Here is a 16,406-nt window from a genome sequence, read left to right as displayed (position 1 = left end):
TTCCATGGCACGTTATTTCATTGATCGCCCCATCTTCGCGTGGGTGATTGCGATCATCATCATGCTCGCCGGTGCGTTGGCGGTGCTCAAGCTGCCGGTGTCGATGTACCCGGAAGTGGCACCGCCGGCCGTCGAGATCAGCGCCAGCTACCCGGGTGCGTCGGCCAAGGTGGTCGAAGACTCGGTGACGCAGATCATCGAGCAGAACATGAAGGGCCTGGATGGCCTGATCTACTTCTCCTCCAACAGCTCCTCCAACGGCCAGGCGACAATCACCCTGACCTTCCAGAGCGGCACCGACCCGGACATCGCCCAGGTGCAGGTGCAGAACAAGCTGCAGCTGGCCATGCCGCTGCTGCCGCAGGAAGTGCAGCGTCAGGGCATCAACGTGGCCAAGTCCAGCAGCGGCTTCCTGCAGGTGCTCGGCTTCGTGTCCGAAGACGGCAGCATGGACGCCAACGATATTTCCGATTATGTCGGCTCCAATATCGTCGATCCGCTCAGCCGCGTGCCGGGCGTGGGCAACATCCAGGTGTTCGGTGGCAAGTACGCCATGCGCATCTGGCTGGACCCCAACAAGCTGCACACCTACAAGCTGTCCACCGCCGAAGTGATCGCGGCGATCACCGCGCAGAACGCGCAGGTCGCCATCGGCCAGCTCGGCGGCGCGCCGTCGATCAAGGGCCAGCAGCTCAACGCCACCATCAACGCGCAGGACCGCCTGCAGACCCCCGAGCAGTTCCGCAACATCATTGTGCGCAGCGCGCAGGATGGTGCCGAACTGCGCCTGTCCGACGTGGCCCGGGTGGAGCTGGGCGCCGAGTCGTATGACTTTGTGACCCGCTACAACGGCAAGCCGTCCTCGGGCATCGCCATCACCCTGGCCACCGGCGCCAACGCGCTGGCCACCGCCACCGGTGTGCGTGCGGCGCTGGATGAAATGCAGCCGAACTTCCCGGCCGGGCTGAAGGCGGTGGTGCCGTATGACACCACGCCGTTCGTGCAGGTCTCGATCAAGGGCGTCATCAAGACCCTGATCGAAGCCATCGTGCTGGTGTTCCTGGTGATGTACCTGTTCCTGCAGAACTTCCGCGCCACGCTGATCCCCACCATCGCCGTGCCGGTGGTGCTGCTGGGCACCTTCGGCATTCTGGCCGCGCTGGGTTTCTCGGTGAACATGCTGACCATGTTCGCGATGGTGCTGGCGATCGGCCTGCTGGTCGATGACGCCATCGTGGTGGTGGAGAACGTCGAGCGGATCATGTCCGAGGAAGGCCTGTCGCCGCTGGAGGCCACGCGCAAATCGATGAGCCAGATCACCGGCGCGCTGGTCGGCATCGGCCTGGTGCTGTCGGCGGTGTTCGTGCCGATGGCCTTCATGAGCGGCGCCACCGGCGTCATCTACCGACAGTTCTCGGCCACGATCGTCTCGGCGATGGCCTTGTCGGTGCTGGTTGCCATCGTGCTGACGCCGGCGCTGTGCGCGACCCTGCTCAAGCCGCTGAAGAAGGGCGAGCACCATGTCGCCCACACGGGTTGGTCGGGTCGTTTCTTCAATGCCTTCAACCGGGGTTTCGACACCTCCAGTGCGAAGTACCAGCGCGGCGTGCGCGGCATCCTGGCGCGTCCGTGGCGCTTCATGGGCGTGTTTGCCGCGCTGGCGCTGGTGATGGGCCTGCTGTTCATGCGCCTGCCCAGCTCGTTCCTGCCCAATGAAGACCAGGGCATCCTGATGGCGCTGGTGCAGACCCCGGTCGGCGCCACCCAGGAACGCACGCTGGAGTCGATCGACAAGCTCGAAAAGCACTTCATGGAAAACGAGGCCGATGCCATCGAGTCGATCTTCTCGGTGCAGGGTTTCAGCTTCGCCGGCATGGGCCAGAACGCGGGCATGGCCTTCGTCAAGCTCAAGGACTGGAAGGAGCGCGACAAGGACCAGGGCGCGATGCCGATCACCGGCCGTGCGATGGCTGCGCTGGGCGGCATCAAGGACGCCTTCATCTTCGCCTTCCCGCCGCCGGCGATGCCGGAGCTGGGCATCGGTTCGGGCTACACCTTCTTCCTGAAGGACACCAGCGGTGCCGGTCACCAGGCCCTGCTGGACGCGCGCAACCAGCTGCTCGGCATGGCCGGGCAGAGCAAGCTGCTGGCCAACGTGCGCCCCAATGGCCAGGAAGACACCCCGCAGCTGCGCATCGACATCGACGTCGGCAAGGCCAGCGCGCTGGGGCTGTCGCTGGAGGCGGTCAACACCACGCTGGCCGCGGCCTGGGGCAGCAGCTACATCGATGACTTCATCGACCGTGGCCGGGTCAAGCGCGTGTACGTGCAGTCCGATGCGCCGTTCCGGATGAACCCGGAAGACTTCAACCTGTGGTCGGTCAAGAACACGGCCGGTGAGATGGTGCCGTTCTCGGCCTTCGCCAGCCAGCGTTGGGACTACGGTTCGCCGCGGCTGGAGCGCTACAACGGCGTGTCGGCGATGGAGATCCAGGGCGAGCCCGCGCCCGGCGTGGCCTCGGGTGATGCGATGAGCGAAGTGGAGAAGCTCGCCAAACAGCTGCCGGCCGGCTTCGACATCGAGTGGACCGCGCTGTCCTACCAGGAACGCCAGGCCGGTTCGCAGACGCCGCTGCTGTACACGCTGTCGCTGCTGATCGTGTTCCTGTGCCTGGCCGCGCTGTATGAAAGCTGGAGCGTGCCGACCTCGGTGCTGCTGGTGGCGCCGTTGGGCATCCTCGGCGCGGTGCTGGCCAACACCATGCGTGGCATGGAACGCGACATTTACTTCCAGGTGGCGATGCTGACCACGGTGGGACTGACCAGCAAGAACGCGATCCTGATCGTGGAGTTCGCCAAGGAAAACCTGGAGAAGGGTGCCAGCCTGATCGACGCGACGATGCACGCCGTGCGCGACCGACTGCGCCCGATCATCATGACCTCGCTGGCGTTCGGCCTGGGCGTGCTGCCGCTGGCGATCGCCTCCGGCGCCGGTTCGGGTGCACAGCAGGCCATCGGTACCGGCGTGCTGGGCGGCATGGTGGTGGGCACGCTGCTGGGTGTGTTCTTCATTCCGCTGTTCTTCGTGGTGGTGCAGCGGGTGTTCAATCGTGGCGGCACGCCGCCGACGAAAACCGATGACAGCACCGCCCCGGTGGCGCTGACCCAGAACGGCGACAAGGCCGAAGGTGGTCCGCATGAATAAGCTTCCCTCCCTGCTCGCCGTGGCCGTGACGCTGGCGCTGTCCGGCTGCGCCTCGCTGGTGCCGCGCAGCACCGAGGTCGCCCCGGCGATCCCGGCGCAGTGGCCCGCCGCGGCTGCTGCCGGCACGGTCGACGTGGCCGACATCGGCTGGCGCGATTTCTTCGTCGATCCGCGCCTGCAGTCGGTGATCAACCAGTCGCTGGACAACAACCGTGACCTGCGCGTGGCCGTGCTCAATGTCGAAAAGGCACGCGCGCAGTACCGCATCCAGCGCGCCGACCGCGTGCCGGCGGTGGGCGTGCAGGGGCAGATGACCCGCAGCGGCGGCGATGCGCCGGTCAGCGAACAGTTCAGCGCGAATCTGGGCGTGGTCGAGTTCGAACTGGATCTGTTCGGCCGGGTGCGTAATCTCAGCCAGGCCGCCCTGCAGCAGTATTTCGCCGAAGCGGCCAATCGACGCAGCGCGCAGCTGAGCCTGGTCGCCGAGGTCGCCAATGCCTGGCTCACCCTGGGCGCGGACAACGAACAGCTGCGCATCGCCCAGGCCACCCTGGCAAGTTATGAAGATTCGCTGCGCCTGACCGAGGCGCGCCGCCAGCTCGGCGGTGCTTCGGCACTGGAGCTGAGCCAGACCCGCACCTTGGTGGAAACCGCGCGCACCGATGTGGCCCGCTTCGCCGGGCAGGTCGCGCAGGACCGCAATGCACTGGTGCTGCTGGCCGGTGGGCCGGTCGATGACACCCTGCTGCCGACCACCGAGGTGACCGAGGTGGCGGCGTTGCGTCCGCTGCCGGCCGGCGTGCCCGGCGAGGTGCTGCTGCGCCGCCCGGACGTGATGGCTGCCGAGCACACGCTGCTCTCGGCCAATGCCAACATCGGCGCGGCGCGCGCGGCCTTCTTCCCGTCGATCAGTCTCACCGGCAGTATCGGTTCGGCCTCCTCGGAGCTGTCCAGTCTTTTCGACAGCGGCACGCGGGTGTGGAGCTTCATGCCCAAGCTCAACCTGCCGATCTTCCAGGGCGGCAAGCTGCGCGCCAATCTGGGCGTGGCCACCGCCGACCGGGACATCGCCTTGGCCCAGTACGAAAAGGCGATCCAGTCCGGCTTCCGCGAGGCCGCCGATGCGCTGGTGCTCAACGACAGCCTGGATGCGCAGTTGGCCTCGCAGCAGGCGTTGGTGGCTGCCGCCGAGCAGGCGCAGACGTTGTCGCAGGCCCGCTACGATGCCGGCCTGGACAGCTTCCTGACCCTGCTCGATGCACGTCGCACCGCGTACACCGCGCGCAAGTCGCTGGTCAGCACGCAGCTGGCGCAGCAGTCCAATCAGGTGGCGCTGTACAAGGTGTTGGGCGGCGGTTGGCACGAGCGCGGGTGATCGGCGCCGGCGGCAGGGGCCGCGCGGTGCGCGGTTGCCGAGCATGGCTCGGCACTACCGGTGCGGCGCGGCGGTGGCATCGGGTAGAGCCGAGCCATGCTCGGCTGCTCTTCGCCGCAGACGCAACGTATCGCGGTTCGGGTGATTGGCGCCGGCGGCAGGTGCCGCGCGGTGCGCGGTTGCCGAGCATGGCTCGGCACTACCGGGTGCGTCGCGACGGCTGGCATCGGGTAGAGCCGAGCCATGCTCGGCTGCTCTTCGTTGCAGACGCAACGTATCGCCGTTCGGATGACTGGCGCCAGCGGCAGGTGCCGCGCGGTGCGCGGTTGCCGAGCATGGCTCGGCACTACCGGGTGCGTCGCGGCGGTTGGCTTCGGGTAGAGCCGAGCCATGCTCGGCTGCTCTGCGTTGCAGACGCAACGTATCGCCGTTCGGATGACTGGCGCCGGAGGCAGGTGCCGAGCCATGCTCGGCTGCTCTTTGTTCCGGCATTATGGACCCCCGGATCAACGGTCGTCGGCGCGTCCGTCGCCGTGGCAGCGTCGTGCTCGTTCCAGCGCATCGCCCGCTTCGCGTGCCATGCGCTCGTATTCACTGCGGATTTCTTCGAGCCGCGTCTCGTCCAGTTCTTCCAGGTCGAGCAGCTCGTTGTTGGCCTCGGCAGTGGCGCGGATCAGCTCGTCCAGCTTGATCTGGACGGCGGCGGCGTCTGCATTCTGGCTGTGCTGGATCAGGAACACCATCAGGAAGGTGATGATGGTGGTACCGGTGTTGATCACCAGCTGCCAGGTGTCATTGAACTTGAAGATCGGGCCGCTGAGCGCCCACAGCACCACGATCGTGACGGCGGCCAGGAAGGTCCACGGCGTGCCGGCGGCATACGACGCCTTCTTGGCGACCAGGTTGAACACACTGCGCAGTTTCATGCGGTACTACGGGTAGCGAAGGTGCCTCATCATTGGCCGCGCGCCGTGTACGCATCGTGCAGTGACGGCGGGTCGGCAGCCGCCAGCGCACAGGAACAATCAGGCGCGCGCGGCGCCCAGACGCGGGCGCGAGGCCACGTCGTGACGGCTGGCAAGGTACACATGTTCCCAGCATTGCTCGACGAACACGCGGGCCTGCTCTTCGCTCAGGCGCGGCATGATCTGCAGCGCGTAATGGGTCTGGAACATCTCATCGCGCTGCTCATCGGTGGCGCGCGGCTGAGTGATCAGCGAATCGCAGGCGAACTTGATCCACGGTACGTAATGGCCGAACGAGCCCGTGCCGAGGTTGCCGTCGGCATGGCGCTGGCGCCAGTAAGCCACTTCGGCGTCGACGTCGATCACGGCGGGGATGGAAATCTGGGCGGAAGACATGGTTGTTTCGATATGCAAGAAGGGAGTCCAGCAAGAGTGCGTAAAGCGCAGTGCATGCGACGTTATGAAGGCGTGGAGCCTGCGTGGCGGTCGGCACTGACACGTTCAGGCCGGCGCTCGGCCAGCAGCTGTGCGTGATCCACCACGCCCAGGCGCTCGGCCAGGGTGGCCAGTCGGTTGCACACATCGATCCGGTGCTGGGGATGACGGTGCGTCAACGCGTCCTGGATGGCCTGGTAGGCGCTCCAGAAGGGCGCGGAATTCTGATGCGCCGCGTAGTGTCGTTGCAGCTGCTCCCAGGCCGCGGACAACGCGGGATCAAGGGCAGCGGCGGGGCGTATTCGGGCGTTCATGACGTCTCCTCGACGTTGTTGCCCCTGTGTCCCCACCATAGGCCGTCGCGGCGGCCGGTTTGTTAGCACCGCGTAAGCACGGGGTGCTGCAGGTGTGCCTGCTGCGGGCGTTCCTGCGCGCAAGACGCTGCTGGCACAGCGTGTTCACGTACCTGTCGGCAACTGAAGCGTTCAGAGTGGGCGCGCTGCGACCCGACGTCGCAGCGCATTTCGCTCACTCGCCGATGTCTTCGTTCCAGACCTCGGGGTGTGCCGAGATGAAGCCGCCCAGCAGGTCGATGCAGGCCTGGCTCTGCATGTCGATCACCTTGACCCCGTTCTCGCGCAGCCACTCGATGCCGCCCTGGAAGGTGACCGATTCGCCCACCACCACCGTGCCGATGTTGAACTGGCGCACCAGCCCGCTGCAGTACCAGCAGGGCGCCAGCGTGGTCACCATGATGGTGTCCTGGTAGCGGCGCTGGCGGCCGGCCTTGCGGAACGCGTCGGTCTCCCCGTGCACCGACGGGTCGCCTTCCTGTACGCGGCGGTTGTGGCCGCAGCCGAGCAGGCGGCCATCGGTGTGGTACAGGGCCGCGCCGATCGGGATGCCGCCCTCGGCCAGGCCCTGGCGGGCTTCGGCGATGGCGGTTTCAAGCAGGGCGGCGTAGTCGGGGGTGGTGATCATGGGCATTCCATACGTATCTGGACCGCCATGATAGTGGCCCGCCGCCGCTGCGGCACCGGGTCGCAGCCCCCSGGTGCCGCAGCGCTGCCAGCGGTGCGATAATCCACCCATGAGCGAATCCCCCTACAAGACTGGCACCACCCACTTCGGCTTCCGCGACGTCGCTGCAAAGGACAAGCAGAAGCTGGTGGGCGAAGTGTTCACCTCGGTCGCGCGCAGCTACGACCTGATGAACGATCTGATGAGCCTGGGTATCCACCGGGCGTGGAAGCGCTACTACGTGGCCACCGCGCAGGTGAAGCCGGGCGACCGCGTGCTCGACCTGGCTGGCGGCACCGGCGACATCGCCGCGCTGATCAAGGAGCGGGTGGGTGACGAGGGCGAGGTGGTGCTGGGCGATATCAACGCCGGCATGCTCTCTGTCGGCCGCGACCGGCTGATGAACCGGGGCCTGGTGAAGGGCCTGGAGTACGTCCAGTGCAACGCCGAGGCGCTGCCGTTCCCGGACGCCAGCTTCGACCTGGTCACCATCGCCTTCGGCCTGCGCAACGTCACCGACAAGGACGCCGGCCTGCGCGAGATGTACCGCGTGCTCAAGGTGGGGGGCCAGGCACGCGTGCTGGAGTTCTCCGAGGTCACTGCGGACTGGTTCAAGCCGATCTACGATTTCCATTCGTTCAAGATCCTGCCCAAGCTGGGCCAGCTGTTCGCCCGTGACGGCGACAGCTACCAGTACCTGGCCGAGAGCATCCGCAAGCACCCGCCGCAGGAGCAGCTCAAGACCATGATGGGTGAGGCGGGCTTCGCGCGCTGCCATTACAAGAACCTGACCGGCGGCATCGTTTCGATTCACTCCGGCTACAAGGTTTGAGATCCAGTTCCGGTTCCGGCTGGGTACGCTAGGTCACACTGCGGGCAGGCTGTCACAGAGGGCCTGCCATGCGTCTGTACCGCGGCCTGGCCCGCGTCTTCCCACGCTCGTTCAGCGCCAAGCTGATGAGCGTGGTGTTTGTCGGCCTGCATGTGCCGCTGCTGGTGTTGCTGCTGTGGCTCGCCTTTACCGGCCACTACCAGCGCGACACGATGTGGACGGTGGTCGGGGTGGTGCTGGCCGCCACCGTGGTCGGCACGGGGATGGCGATGATGGCGCTGTACCGGTTGATGGCGCCGCTGCGCCAGGCCGCCGACGCGTTGGAGGCCTACTACGACGAACAGCGCCTGCCGCATCTGCCCGACCTGGGCCACGACGAGATCGGCCGGCTGCTGCGCAGCATCAACCGCAACCTGCATGGGGTCGATGCCGGCCTGCGCGACCTGCGCCGCAGCGTGCTGCTGGATCCGCTGACCCAGGCGCTCAACCGTCGTGGCTGTGAGCAGGCGCTGGCCGAGTCGGCACGGCAGGCGCAGTCACGTCGGCAGCCACTGAGCCTGTTCGTGGTGGACCTGGACAACCTCAAGCCGATCAACGATGCCCACGGCCATCTGGTCGGCGACCAGGTGCTGGTGCGGCTGGTGGAATCGGCGCGGCAGTGGCTGCAGCCCGGCGACTGGATCGGGCGCTGGGGCGGCGATGAGTTCGTGCTGGCGGTGCACGCCAGCCACGAGGTGGCCTGCGAACGCCTGCGACGCTGGCTGCAGGCGATGGATGGCATCGTCGGCGAGGAGATTCCGCTCAAGGCCAGTGCGGGTGGGGCCGGCTACCGCGCCGGCGAAGACCTGCGCGAACTGTACCGGCGCGCCGACGCGGCGATGTACCGGGCCAAGTACGCAGGCGGTGCCCGTCTGTGCTGCGATGGCGACTGAATACGCAACGCGTCGCAGCTGCGCTGCCGGGTGGCGCTTACAGGGGTAAACTGGTCGTTTCACCCTGATCGGTCCCGATGTCCATGCGATCTCCGTTCCTGTTCATTCCCTTGGCCGTGGCGTTGGCCGCCGGCTGTTCCAAAGAACCTGCGGCACCTACCGCCGCGCCCACTGCCACCGCCCCGGCGAGCACTGCCATGAAAGCCGACAGCCGCAGTCATGACGAAAGTTCCTACGCCGAGCCGGACAAGGTCGTGGTCAAGGACCTGGCGCTGGACCTGAAGCTGGATTTCGACAGCAAGCAGATCGGCGGCACCGCCACCTACACCCTGGAGTGGAAGGACAAGGCGGCCAAGCAGTTGGTGCTGGACACCCGCGAACTCACCGTGGAGAAGGTCGAGGCGATCGCCGCCGACGGCAAGGCCGCGCCGCTGCCCTTCGTGCTGGCCCCGGCCGACAAGGTGTTCGGCAGCAAGCTGAGCATCGAGGCCCCGGATCAGCCGTCCAAGGTCGTGATCACGTATCACACCGCGCCGACCGCGTCGGGCCTGCAGTGGCTGGAGCCGTCCATGACCGAGGGCAAGAAGCTGCCCTTCATGTTCAGCCAGTCCCAGGCCATCCACGCCCGTTCGTGGGTGCCGCTGCAGGACACCCCGAGCGTGCGTTTCACCTACAGCGCGCACGTGGTCTCGCGCCCGGACGTGATGGTGCTGATGAGCGCCGACAACGATCCCAAGGCCGCGCGTGACGGTGATTACACCTTCAAGATGCCGCAGCCGATCCCGTCCTACCTGCTGGCCATCGCCGCCGGCGACCTGGTGTTCGAGCCGATCTCCGGCCGTTCCGGCGTGTGGGCCGAGCCGACCATGGTCGGCAAGGCCGCCAAGGAGTTCGAAGACACCGAGAAAATGATCGGTGCCGCCGAGAAGCTCTACGGCGAATACCGCTGGGGCCGCTACGACATGCTGGTGCTGCCGCCGTCGTTCCCGTTCGGCGGCATGGAAAACCCGCGCCTGACCTTCGCCACCCCGACGGTGATCGTCGGTGACAAGTCGCTGGTCTCGCTGGTCGCCCATGAACTGGCGCACAGCTGGTCGGGCAACCTGGTGACGAACGCCAGCTGGAAGGACATCTGGCTCAACGAGGGCTTCACCACCTACGTACAGAGCCGCATCACCGAGGCGCTGTACGGCCAGGAGATGGCCGAGATGGAGCGTGAGATCGACCAGAACGATCTGCTCGCCGAAGTGAAGGACATGAGCCCGGCCGACCAGGCCCTGGCGCTGCCGCCGCTGACCGAGCGTGATCCGGACGATGCGCTGAGCCAGGTTGCCTACGTCAAGGGCGCGTGGTTCCTGCAGTTCCTGGAGCAGCGTTTCGGCCGTGCAACGTTCGATCCGTTCCTGCGTGGCTGGTTCGATGACCATGCCTTCCAGAGCGCCAACACCGACCAGTTCGTGGTGTACCTCAAGAAGAACCTGCTCGACAAGAAGCCCGGCGCGGTCACCGACGCCGAGCTGAAGGCGTGGCTGGACGAGCCAGGCATCCCGGCGTTCGCCACCAAGGCCCGCTCGCGCAACTTCTCCATCGTCGATACCGCGCGCATTGCGTGGCAGGGCAGTGGCACGCTGCCCAGCGCGCAGATTACCGGCGAGTGGGTCACCCAGGAATGGGTGCACTTCATCGACGGCCTGGGCAAGACCCTGCCGGTGGACAAGCTGGCGGCGCTGGACAAGGCCTACCACTTCACCGGTACCGCCAATGGCGAAATCGCGATGCGCTGGTATCCGCTGGCCATCCGCAGCGGTTACACCGAAGCGAATGAGCCGGCCGCGGCCTTCATCGAACGCGTCGGTCGCCGCAAGCTGATCCTGCCGATCTACGCCGAACTGGTGAAGACGCCCGAAGGCCTGGCGTTCGCCAAGGCAGCCTTCGAGAAGGCCAAGCCGGGTTACCACCCGATCACCACCGCCTCGGTGCAGGACATGCTGGACAAGGCAAGCGCGAAATAATGCCCGTCGCTGGCCGGGGGCATCCCCGGCCAGCGGCTACGGTGCGACGCAATGCCTGGAAACGGCGGGGAAACCCGCCGTTTTTTTATTGTCCGCGTGGTGCCGCTGCCGAGCATGGCACTACCGCTCCGGTACCGCGCGAGTGCCGCTGCCGAGCATGGCTCGGCACTACCGGGCCGGTACCACGCGAAGCCGGGCGCAATGCCGGTCGGGCATGCGTAGCGCACCGGTAGAGCCGGGCCATGCCCGGCTGCTCTTCGCCGCATCCCGCGATTCGGTAGAGCCGGGCCATGCCCGGCTGCTCTTCGCCGCATCATGCGATTCGGTAGAGCCGGGCCATGCCCGGCTGCTCTTCGCCGCATCCCGCGATTCGGTAGAGCCGGGCCATGCCCGGCTGCTCTTCGCCGCATCCCGCGATTCGGTAGAGCCGGGCCATGCCCGGCTGCTCTTCGCTGCCTCAGGCGATACAGTAGTTGGGTGACGCCATCGGGCGCCTTGCCAATCACGGAGTACGCAATGAAACGACTCATCCTGGCCGCCGCCTGTGCCTTCGCGCTGGCTGCCTGCAGCAACCCGGAGGAAGAACGCAAGGCGCAGGAAGCCGCCGCCGCTGCCGCCAAGGCGCAGCAGGAAGCCAAGGCCGAAGGCGTGGCCAAGGAATACGATATGGCCGTGGCCGCGCAGGATTGGGAGCGCGCACGCATCCACGGCGGCGCGCTGCTGGATCAGTACAAGGACACCGACGTGGCCGCGCGGATCGAGCCGGGCTTCGCCGAGGTCCAGGCCAAGGGCGACGCCGCCCGCGACCTGCGCCGCATGCAGGGGCTGTGGCAGTACAACCAGATTCCTGTCGGCACCAAGGGAACGCAGTTCTCGGCGCAGATCTTCAGCAAGGCGCGCGTGGACGTGGACGGTAGCGGCCCCAAGCCGGTGCAACTGGTGTTCCGCGACCATCCGGAGTGGAAGCGCCACGCCTACCTGGTGCTGCAGGCCGGTGATTTCCGCTGCCCGCAGTGCAAGGTGCAGGTCAGCGTGGACGGCGGCAAGCCGATCGCGATGGCGGCCTGGCGGCCGAAGACCGACGAGGCCATCGCGATGTTCATCACCGACCAGAAGGCGCTGTGGAAGCTGGCGCGCAAGGCCAAGGTGATCAGCATTGAATTCCCGGTCAAGGCCGGCGGCACCCGCACGGCGGCGTTCGAGACCGGTGGCGTGGACACCCACCGCATGCCGAAGTGGTGGGAATGACCGGCGCAGCGCTGACGCCGGCAGCGCTGCCGCTGTCGGCGATGCATCACTGGGTGTTCGACATGGACGGCACGCTGACCGTGGCGGTGCACGATTTCGAACAGATCAAGCGTGCGCTGGCGATTCCGCTGGAGGAAGACATCCTCGCCCACCTGGCCGCGCTGCCGGCCGACCAAGCCGATGCCAAACACGCCTGGCTGCTTGCCCATGAGCGCGACCTGGCCGAGGGCGCACGCGCAGCACCCGGCGCGGTGGCGTTGGTCCGCGCGCTGCACGCCGCCGGCTGCCGACTGGGCATCCTCACCCGCAACGCGCGCGAACTGGCGCAGGTGACGCTGCAGGCGATCGGGCTGGCGGACGTGTTCGGCGCCGATGACATCGTCGGCCGCGACGAGGCCACGCCCAAGCCGTCGCCGGCGGGGCTGCAGTACTTCGTGCAACGCTGGCAGATCGACCCGCAGCGGGTGGTGATGGTCGGCGACCACCGTTTCGACCTGGAATGCGGCCGCGCCGCCGGCACCCGCACGCTGCTGGTGAATGCGCCGGACAACCCGTGGCCGGGCCTGGCATGTTGGCATCGCGCCGATTGTGGCGACGTGCTGGCGGAGTGGGCAGGGCAGGGGCCCTCGGCCTGATCGCTGGCCCCGGCGGAGCAGGCGCTGTGCCGGGTCGGCGATACCGGTCGGGTCGGATCCCGATCGACCGCCGTCATCACCGATCGGCGCGACCAACGCAGTGATCTGCGCCGCGGTAACGGCAGAAGCCGCCGTGATCCAACGTCATGCGTTCCAGCAGTGGCCAGCACGGTCGGCGGTCGGCGGTCGATCCGGAGCCGACCCTACCGCCGGGGACGGCGAGCGATTCACGGCGTCGTGGCAACGGAACCGCAAGCAGCCGGGCATGGCCCGACTCTACCCAGACACGTCCCGATCTACCGTCTGGTCAAGAGCCCCCTTGATGTTCAAGGGGGCGCGCCAACGGCGCGGGGATGAGGGGCCCGCGATTCGCCCTGGCGAATCGTGGACAGCGTTTGATCGCACCGCGATCAAACGTTCAGGGCGTAACCGAATTGCTGCTTGAACTGCTCGTTGAACTCATCAAAGGTGAAACGCTGGTTCTGCGTGCCCGGATGCTCGACCTTCAGCGCGCCCATCAGGTTGCCCATGCGGCCGATGGTCAGCCAGTCGTAGCCCTTTTCGATGCCGTAGATCAGGCCGGCGCGGAACGCGTCGCCACAGCCGGTCGGGTCGACCACGCGGCGCTCGTGCGCCGGCGGGATGTCGTAGGTCTTTTCGGGGGTGTGGATGACCGCGCCCTTCGGGCCTCGGGTGGTGATATAGGCCTTGACCCGGCTCACGATCGCCTTTTCGTCCCAGCCGGTGCGCTCCTGCAGCAGGTTGGACTCGTAGTCGTTGACCACCACGTAGTCGGCCTGCTCGATGAAGGTGCGCAGCTCCGGGCCGTTGAACAGCGGCATGGCCTGGCCGGGGTCGAAGATGAACGGGATGCCGGCGGCGAAGAATTCCTCGGAATTCTGGATCATGCCTTCGCGCCCGTCCGGGCCGACCAGGCCCAGGGTCACGCCCGGCACGTCTTTCACGTGGTTCTCGTAGGACCGCATCATCGCGCCCGGGTGGAAGGCGGTGATCTGGTTGTTGTCGTGGTCGGTGGTGATGAACGCCTGCGGGGTGAACAGCTCGTCGATCACCTTGACCCGGGCCAGGTCGATGCCCAACCCCTGGAAGTACTCCCGGTACGGGCCGAAGTCCGAGCCCACCGTGCCCATCGGGATCGGATCGCCGCCCAGCAGGTGCAGGTTGTAGGCGATGTTGCCTGCGCAACCCCCGAATTCACGACGCATGCGCGGCACCAGGAACGACACGTTCAGGATGTGCACCTTGTCCGGCAGGATGTGATTCTTGAACTGGTCCGGGAACACCATGATGGTGTCGAAGGCAAGAGAACCACAGATCAAAGCGGACATCGATTAAGGCCTATGCGGAAAGGAGTTTGAGGCCCGCCAGGCGGGCAACGAAACGGCGCCCTGCGGCGCCCTGCGGCGCAAAGGTTAACGGGTGAGGCGGCTTTGGGCCAGAACCGGGACTGTCCGGCGTCGGAAATTTTCGGCTGAATGGCCGTGAAGGCTGGCTTTGCACCAGATTTGTCCTTGCTCGCACACAGGGGGATTGCTAGGCTTGTCGGCCTCGAATTCTGCCCATTTTTTCGCCATCCCGCGTTGGGCGCGACACCCCTCAGGATCAACACCCAGATGTTCAAGAAACTGCGCGGCATGTTCTCCAATGACCTGTCCATCGACCTGGGCACGGCCAACACCCTCATCTATGTGCGTGGGCAGGGGATCGTGCTGAATGAGCCGTCCGTGGTCGCCGTGCGCCAGGACCGTGCCATTGGTGGCACCCGTTCCGTGGCTGCCGTGGGCGCCGAAGCCAAGCAGATGCTGGGCCGTACCCCGGGCCACATCACCACCATCCGCCCGATGAAGGACGGCGTCATCGCCGACTTCACCTACACCGAGGCGATGCTCAAGCACTTCATCAAGAAGGTGCACAAGTCGCGCTTCCTGCGCCCGAGCCCGCGCGTGCTGGTCTGCGTGCCGGCCGGCTCGACCCAGGTCGAGCGCCGCGCCATCAAGGAATCGGCCGAGGAGGCCGGTGCGCGTGATGTGTTCCTGATCGAAGAGCCCATGGCCGCCGCGATCGGCGCCGGCATGCCGGTGACCGAGGCGCGCGGTTCGATGGTCATCGACATCGGCGGCGGCACCACCGAAGTGGCGGTCATCTCGCTCAACGGCATCGTCTATTCGGCCTCGGTGCGCATCGGCGGCGACCGCTTCGACGAGTCGATCACCAACTACGTGCGCCGCAACCACGGCATGCTGATCGGTGAAGCCACCGCCGAGCGGATCAAGGTCGAGCTCGGCTGCGCCTACCCGCAGGCGGAAGTGATCGAGATGGAAATCTCCGGCCGCAACCTCGCCGAGGGCGTGCCGAAGATGATCAAGATCAACTCCAACGAGGTGCTGGAAGCCCTGCACGAGCCGCTGTCGGGCATCGTCAGCGCGGTCAAGCTGGCGCTCGAACAGACCCCGCCGGAACTGTGTGCCGACGTTGCCGAGCGCGGCATCGTGCTCACCGGTGGTGGCGCGCTGCTGCGCGACCTGGACCGCCTGATCTCCGAAGAGACCGGCCTGCACGTGCAGGTGGCCGACGATCCGCTGACCTGCGTGGCCCGTGGTGGCGGTCGTGCGCTGGAGCTGGTGGACATGCACGGCAACGAGTTCTTTGCGCCGGAGTAAGCGGCACCCGCTTTGTTCCATGGACGCGCCCCTGCGGCGTGATGCCCGCTGCGTGCCTGCCACGCCGGGCATCGCAGCGCCGGGGCGTTGTCGCATCCCCTTCCTGTCGTCCTCCAGTCGAAGCCAGTCGTGCCGCCCTACGCCGGTCCCCCCGTAGCCTCCCGTCAGGGCGATGCCGCCAGTCCACTGCGGCTGCTCGCCTACCTGGCCCTGGCCATCACCCTGATCGTGCTCGACGACCAGGCCGGCTGGCTGTCGCGTCTGCGCACCCAGGCCAACGTGCTGGTGCAGCCGGTGTGGGCGCTGGCCGGCTTGCCGGGCCGCCTGGGCACCCAGGTCAAGGACAACGCGGCCAGCCATGGCCAGCTGGTTGATGAAAACCGCGAGCTGCGCAACAAGCTGCTGATCGCCAACGCGCGCCTGACCCGCCTGCAGACCGCCGCGCTGGACAACGCGCAGCTGCGCGAACTGCTCAACGTGGCCGAGCGCAGCGGCCTGGACGTGCAACTGGCCCCGATCCTGGATATCGACCTGGACCCGGTGCGGCAACGCCTGGTGCTGGCCGCCGGCAGCCGCGACGGCGTGCACCTGGGCCAGGCGGTGATCGATGCCGGTGGCCTCATGGGCCAGGTGATCGCCACCACCGGCAGCAATGCCACCGTGCTGCTGCTGACCGACCCGGACCACGCGGTGCCGGTGACCGTGGCGCGCAACGGCGTGCGGCTGATCGTGTACGGGCGTGGGGACACCCTGGAACTGCGCGACATTCCGCTCAGCGCGGGGGTGGAAGTGGGCGATGAGATCGTCACCTCCGGCCTGGGCGGGCGTTTCCCGGCCGGCTTCCCGGTAGGCAAGATCACCGCGCTGCGGCCCGATGACACCCACGCGTTCCTGGTGGGGGAATTGAAGCCAGCCGCGCAGCTGGATCGCGGCCGCGATGTGTTGCTGCTGCGCCCGGGCGCGGCGATCCGGATTCCGCCGAACCTGCGGCTTCAAGGCGAAGCCGGTGGCCCTGCCACCACGCCGCTGCAGCAGGCGCCGACCGACGCCACCGCCGGCCCCGCGT

14 protein-coding genes are annotated in these 16,406 nt (G+C 66.9%); 9 read left to right on the top strand and 5 right to left on the bottom strand.

Annotation, left to right across the window (positions count from 1 at the left end; genetic code table 11):
- Positions 1-4 precede the first annotated feature (4 nt).
- Positions 5-3,205 carry a multidrug efflux RND transporter permease subunit SmeE gene (gene smeE / locus AC1DR7_RS09340; protein WP_457319067.1) on the top strand — a complete coding sequence of 1,067 codons (3,201 nt, stop codon included), beginning with the start codon at positions 5-7 and terminating at the stop codon, positions 3,203-3,205.
- Positions 3,198-4,580 carry an efflux transporter outer membrane subunit gene (locus AC1DR7_RS09335; protein ID WP_457319066.1) on the top strand — a complete coding sequence of 461 codons (1,383 nt, stop codon included), beginning with the start codon at positions 3,198-3,200 and terminating at the stop codon, positions 4,578-4,580. The genes smeE and AC1DR7_RS09335 overlap by 8 nt, the downstream gene beginning before the upstream one ends.
- 506 nt (positions 4,581-5,086) lie before the next feature.
- Here the strand turns inward: AC1DR7_RS09335 and AC1DR7_RS09330 are convergent.
- The 4 genes from AC1DR7_RS09330 to AC1DR7_RS09315 form a co-directional block, all read right to left on the bottom strand.
- Positions 5,087-5,506 carry a low affinity iron permease family protein gene (locus AC1DR7_RS09330; RefSeq protein WP_478051246.1) on the bottom strand — a complete coding sequence of 140 codons (420 nt, stop codon included), beginning with the start codon at positions 5,504-5,506 and terminating at the stop codon, positions 5,087-5,089.
- Between the two features lie 99 nt (positions 5,507-5,605).
- The gene (locus tag AC1DR7_RS09325) at positions 5,606-5,941 is read right to left on the bottom strand and encodes a hypothetical protein (RefSeq protein ID WP_256777455.1); all 336 of its coding nucleotides are present in this window, start codon (positions 5,939-5,941) and stop codon (positions 5,606-5,608) included.
- Between the two features lie 62 nt (positions 5,942-6,003).
- Positions 6,004-6,294, bottom strand: a complete 291-nt coding sequence (locus tag AC1DR7_RS09320) for a hypothetical protein (protein WP_457319064.1) — start codon at positions 6,292-6,294, stop codon at positions 6,004-6,006.
- A 214-nt stretch (positions 6,295-6,508) separates the two neighbouring features.
- Positions 6,509-6,961 carry a nucleoside deaminase gene (locus AC1DR7_RS09315; RefSeq protein WP_256777457.1) on the bottom strand — a complete coding sequence of 151 codons (453 nt, stop codon included), beginning with the start codon at positions 6,959-6,961 and terminating at the stop codon, positions 6,509-6,511.
- 109 nt (positions 6,962-7,070) lie between these two features.
- On the opposite strand from AC1DR7_RS09315, the gene ubiE reads away from it, so the two are divergent.
- From ubiE to AC1DR7_RS09290, 5 genes are all read left to right on the top strand, one after another.
- Entirely contained in the window at positions 7,071-7,832 is a 762-nt protein-coding gene (ubiE, locus tag AC1DR7_RS09310) for a bifunctional demethylmenaquinone methyltransferase/2-methoxy-6-polyprenyl-1,4-benzoquinol methylase UbiE (protein ID WP_038686180.1), read from the top strand.
- Between the two features lie 68 nt (positions 7,833-7,900).
- Complete coding sequence (locus AC1DR7_RS09305; RefSeq protein WP_457319063.1) at positions 7,901-8,764, top strand: GGDEF domain-containing protein; 864 nt, start codon at positions 7,901-7,903, stop codon at positions 8,762-8,764.
- Positions 8,765-8,847: 83 nt separating this feature from the next.
- The gene (locus tag AC1DR7_RS09300; RefSeq protein WP_478051249.1) at positions 8,848-10,776 is read left to right on the top strand and encodes a M1 family metallopeptidase; all 1,929 of its coding nucleotides are present in this window, start codon (positions 8,848-8,850) and stop codon (positions 10,774-10,776) included.
- Between the two features lie 516 nt (positions 10,777-11,292).
- Positions 11,293-12,024, top strand: a complete 732-nt coding sequence (locus tag AC1DR7_RS09295; protein ID WP_457320668.1) for a hypothetical protein — start codon at positions 11,293-11,295, stop codon at positions 12,022-12,024.
- Positions 12,021-12,659, top strand: a complete 639-nt coding sequence (locus tag AC1DR7_RS09290; protein ID WP_478051247.1) for an HAD family hydrolase — start codon at positions 12,021-12,023, stop codon at positions 12,657-12,659. Before AC1DR7_RS09295 ends, AC1DR7_RS09290 begins: the two co-directional genes overlap by 4 nt.
- A gap of 410 nt (positions 12,660-13,069) precedes the next feature.
- Here the strand turns inward: AC1DR7_RS09290 and AC1DR7_RS09285 are convergent, their stop codons facing one another.
- Positions 13,070-14,008: a carbohydrate kinase family protein gene (locus AC1DR7_RS09285; RefSeq protein WP_256777462.1), complete on the bottom strand. Its 939-nt coding sequence runs from the start codon at positions 14,006-14,008 to the stop codon at positions 13,070-13,072.
- Positions 14,009-14,293: 285 nt separating this feature from the next.
- On the opposite strand from AC1DR7_RS09285, the gene AC1DR7_RS09280 reads away from it, so the two are divergent.
- Positions 14,294-15,340, top strand: a complete 1,047-nt coding sequence (locus AC1DR7_RS09280) for a rod shape-determining protein (RefSeq protein WP_038686189.1) — start codon at positions 14,294-14,296, stop codon at positions 15,338-15,340.
- A gap of 129 nt (positions 15,341-15,469) precedes the next feature.
- Positions 15,470-16,406, top strand: a 937-nt coding sequence (gene mreC / locus AC1DR7_RS09275; protein WP_478076457.1) for a rod shape-determining protein MreC, incomplete at its 3' end; no start/stop codon positions are given.

Source organism: Stenotrophomonas sp. P5_A9 (assembly GCF_056400525.1).
Note: the sequence above shows the minus strand (reverse complement) of the source record. Positions and strands in the feature narration are given on the sequence as shown.

Excerpts from the sequence above, each read along its gene's own strand:
- AC1DR7_RS09285 (WP_256777462.1), bottom strand. The coding sequence starts at position 14,008 with ATGTCCGCTTTGATCTGTGGTTCTCTTGCCTTCGACACCATCATGGTG.
- AC1DR7_RS09315 (WP_256777457.1), bottom strand. The coding sequence starts at position 6,961 with ATGATCACCACCCCCGACTACGCCGCCCTGCTTGAAACCGCCATCGCC.
- AC1DR7_RS09335 (WP_457319066.1), top strand. The coding sequence starts at position 3,198 with ATGAATAAGCTTCCCTCCCTGCTCGCCGTGGCCGTGACGCTGGCGCTG.
- AC1DR7_RS09295 (WP_457320668.1), top strand. The coding sequence starts at position 11,293 with ATGAAACGACTCATCCTGGCCGCCGCCTGTGCCTTCGCGCTGGCTGCC.
- ubiE (WP_038686180.1), top strand. The coding sequence starts at position 7,071 with ATGAGCGAATCCCCCTACAAGACTGGCACCACCCACTTCGGCTTCCGC.
- AC1DR7_RS09330 (WP_478051246.1), bottom strand. The coding sequence starts at position 5,506 with ATGAAACTGCGCAGTGTGTTCAACCTGGTCGCCAAGAAGGCGTCGTAT.
- AC1DR7_RS09290 (WP_478051247.1), top strand. The coding sequence starts at position 12,021 with ATGACCGGCGCAGCGCTGACGCCGGCAGCGCTGCCGCTGTCGGCGATG.
- AC1DR7_RS09320 (WP_457319064.1), bottom strand. The coding sequence starts at position 6,294 with ATGAACGCCCGAATACGCCCCGCCGCTGCCCTTGATCCCGCGTTGTCC.
- AC1DR7_RS09280 (WP_038686189.1), top strand. The coding sequence starts at position 14,294 with ATGTTCAAGAAACTGCGCGGCATGTTCTCCAATGACCTGTCCATCGAC.
- AC1DR7_RS09305 (WP_457319063.1), top strand. The coding sequence starts at position 7,901 with ATGCGTCTGTACCGCGGCCTGGCCCGCGTCTTCCCACGCTCGTTCAGC.
- AC1DR7_RS09300 (WP_478051249.1), top strand. The coding sequence starts at position 8,848 with ATGCGATCTCCGTTCCTGTTCATTCCCTTGGCCGTGGCGTTGGCCGCC.
- AC1DR7_RS09325 (WP_256777455.1), bottom strand. The coding sequence starts at position 5,941 with ATGTCTTCCGCCCAGATTTCCATCCCCGCCGTGATCGACGTCGACGCC.
- smeE (WP_457319067.1), top strand. The coding sequence starts at position 5 with ATGGCACGTTATTTCATTGATCGCCCCATCTTCGCGTGGGTGATTGCG.